The organism is Aurantimonas aggregata (assembly GCF_010500835.1).
GTDB lineage: Bacteria > Pseudomonadota > Alphaproteobacteria > Rhizobiales > Rhizobiaceae > Aurantimonas > Aurantimonas aggregata.
Map to the genome: position 1 here is coordinate 1 of NZ_JAAAMJ010000064.1, position 2,630 is coordinate 2,630.

The 2,630-nt window shown below is 57.3% G+C and carries 5 protein-coding genes; all 5 read right to left on the reverse strand.

Annotated elements, in window-relative coordinates; all coding sequences use genetic code 11:
• Positions 1 to 109: 109 nt before the first annotated feature.
• A complete protein-coding gene (locus GTW51_RS24755; protein ID WP_163046386.1) occupies positions 110 to 250 on the reverse strand; it encodes a chemotaxis protein CheB in 141 nt (46 codons plus the stop codon).
• An 85-nt stretch (positions 251 to 335) separates the two neighbouring features.
• Positions 336 to 647 (reverse strand): hypothetical protein, encoded by a 312-nt coding sequence (locus GTW51_RS23750; RefSeq protein ID WP_203566282.1) that lies wholly within the window; start codon positions 645 to 647, stop codon positions 336 to 338.
• A 21-nt stretch (positions 648 to 668) separates the two neighbouring features.
• Complete coding sequence (locus GTW51_RS23755) at positions 669 to 848, reverse strand: hypothetical protein (RefSeq protein ID WP_203566283.1); 180 nt, start codon at positions 846 to 848, stop codon at positions 669 to 671.
• Positions 845 to 1,285 carry a type II toxin-antitoxin system VapC family toxin gene (locus tag GTW51_RS23210; protein WP_203566284.1) on the reverse strand — a complete coding sequence of 147 codons (441 nt, stop codon included), beginning with the start codon at positions 1,283 to 1,285 and terminating at the stop codon, positions 845 to 847. Before GTW51_RS23210 ends, GTW51_RS23755 begins: the two co-directional genes overlap by 4 nt.
• Positions 1,285 to 1,584, reverse strand: coding sequence for a hypothetical protein (locus GTW51_RS23215; RefSeq protein WP_144292195.1), 300 nt, complete (start codon positions 1,582 to 1,584; stop codon positions 1,285 to 1,287). The genes GTW51_RS23210 and GTW51_RS23215 overlap by 1 nt, the downstream gene beginning before the upstream one ends.
• Positions 1,585 to 2,630 lie beyond the last annotated feature (1,046 nt).

A 2,630-nucleotide genomic window follows, 5' to 3' on the forward strand; every position in this document is an offset into this window, starting at 1 on the left:
CAATAACTCCATGTCGATCACTCCGATGTCCCCCGCACCGATGGCGTGGGAACGAGTTCAAACATGGGTCAGTTCTCGATGGAAAAACCGCTGCTGCCTGGGTCAGCTCTCAGTGGAAATCAACAGCGCCGATATGAAGAACGACGAGAATAGGGGCGGAAAGCGTACTTGGCAGTGCGGCTGCCAAGGAGCGCAATGCAGCCACGCCGCCCGCCGAAGCGCCTATGGCGATGATCGAGGAACGAGCCATGACGACCTTTGATGTAGGGGCTGATCTCGGGGATCGAGGATCAACGCGGAATGTGGAGGAAGGTTCACCGGCGCGCGGATCGACATCAGAAACGGCACTGCACACACTCGGCAAAGATCGCGATGCGAAGCCGATCGACGAACCATTGAAGATCCACGACGGTCGGTACTGGAGTGGCCGGCCAAATAATACCTTTGAACGGAGCGTCGGCCGATTCCGTGACAACGAGGGCGTTGGCGATGAAGGATAGCCATCCCTCAAAGCCAATGACTGGCTCGTCCAACATGTTCGCGTAACTGACAGCTGTCTTGCGAGCAGCGATGATCGGCTTGATGGAGGCAGGTAGGTCCGCAAGTTCCTCGATTGTCTCAAAGACCGCGATTTCGAGATTGGCCATCGTCTTGCCGCCGGCACTGACTTATGTCCCGGACCCGGTCAGGACGACAAGATTCTCCATCCGCAGCCACTCTGCGATCAGCGCCTGGAGGCGGACGCGACCCTGCTTTTGATCGAGGCCGGACAGGATGTCGCCGACGTCGCCGCTCTCGGTTAGCCCTACAAGCTGGTATTCCAATGGCGTCGCGGCTGGCCCTGTCATTTCCGTCCCCCGTCGCCGTCCCTGATTGGGTTGACGATCTTTATGTCGAAGAAGTCCTTTTCGTTGTCGGTCACGACGATGCAGTCGTTGGCCTCCGCAACGGCGGCGATAATCGTGTCGAGTGCGCTTCGAGTGCGCCCCTTGGCTCGGCCGTTGGCCATGAGCCGTGCCCATATGAGGCCAGCTCTCTCGTCGAACGACAGAACCCGGCCTGCAAAAAGCATCTGCGGACCGTCAGGCCCCGCGAACCAGTTTTCGAGTTCGTCACGCCGCTTGCCCGACGGCTTCTCAAGCACGCCGCGGCGAATTTCGGCGACAGTGAGCGAGGCGATGAAAAGGTCATCGTCCTTTTGGTCAGCCATCCACGCGAGGAGGGACTCCGACGGGGTCGGCTTCGTAATGTTGCTGATGATGTTCGTATCGAGCAGATATCGCATCAGATCTCCACCTTGCGTCCTTCTTCGCGAGGACGGCTAAGGTCGAGATCGGCTCCAACGAGCGGGGATCGGCGCAGCGCGGCAAGGATGCCGCCTTTCTTCGGTGGCTCACCGGCGATGGTCTGGCTGACAGCCGCGCGGAGACGAGAGGCATCCGGGCCATCTTCGGCCAGGCGGCGGGCCAATGATCGGATGAGGTCGCGATCGGCATCGCGACCAAGCACCTCGAAGCGCGCCAAGCCGCGCTCGCTTAGGCGAGATCGATAGTTTTGAATGGCGCGTTTTTGCGAGCTGCCCACGGTAACCTCCGACTTATTTCCAGTAATATAACCAGAAGGTAGCGTTTTAACAAGGTTCGATTACCACGCGCGGCTCGCCTGCGGCCGGATGGCATCCGCTCGCGATGCGTGATATGGTTTGAATGACGGTACTTTTTGACGCGAGTCGAGTACGCCGCCGGGCGCCGCTAGGTGCAAAGATCGTCCGACTGGTGCCGATAGTTGGCGAAACCTAAAAAATATTTTTTTGGCAATTTTCCCTTTAAAATCAAAAGCGTAACTTTTTGACGGCCTCAGTGTCGGAATTTTCGCGCCGACAAGAGGAATTTGCCAGCAATTTCAATTGGTTGTATGCTGCTTAAACAATCGAGTGGGAGTGACGGGAGCGTAGTCTCGGATACTATGGGATACGGCGTCGTAGCATCGGCGGCTTGGACTCTTCGATAGACCTCGAATGATGCCCTCAAGTGGGGTTCTCTTCCTGTCGAGAAGCATGGTCTGGGACGGTAGTTTTTGCCGAGATGGAGATCACCGACCTGTGTTAATGCCCCGCCAAGCGAAGATCGCTGCTGCGAAAGCCGCCGAGGCGACACACGCGAGAAACTACCGTTGCCCCCAAAGTCTTATCCGGCAGGAAGTACGTTTCCGGCGGTTGTTGACGTGCCCCCCGACTTTGGACCGCCCTGCTGGCTATTTCCCGGAGGCACGTCAAAAGCCGGAAAACTCCAGCTTTCGACCGTCCAAGGAATGGGAGCGGACCAAGACCCGCCCAGGCACTAATCGCCACTGGATCACACTTCAGTGGCAGGTCAGGCCGCATAGCCTCAGTAGTATTATTTTTGTTTACCGGGGCAGACGCGCCTCGACGAGAAAAGCTAATGAAGATATAATATAGTGTAAATGGCTGCTTTCAAGCCGTAGCGCTTCAATTGGCTCCCCGACTTATACCAACGTGCGCGATAGCTGACTCTGTAGGGGTTCCCAAGGCGGGCGAAGTCTGAATCGATGGAGGCAAACGGAGGTTTGCCATGGCTTCAGCGATCCCGCTTCGTTCCGATTTCAACGGA

Excerpts from the sequence above, each read along its gene's own strand:
- GTW51_RS23755 (WP_203566283.1), bottom strand. The coding sequence starts at position 848 with ATGACAGGGCCAGCCGCGACGCCATTGGAATACCAGCTTGTAGGGCTA.
- GTW51_RS23210 (WP_203566284.1), bottom strand. The coding sequence starts at position 1,285 with ATGCGATATCTGCTCGATACGAACATCATCAGCAACATTACGAAGCCG.
- GTW51_RS23750 (WP_203566282.1), bottom strand. The coding sequence starts at position 647 with ATGGCCAATCTCGAAATCGCGGTCTTTGAGACAATCGAGGAACTTGCG.
- GTW51_RS24755 (WP_163046386.1), bottom strand. The coding sequence starts at position 250 with ATGGCTCGTTCCTCGATCATCGCCATAGGCGCTTCGGCGGGCGGCGTG.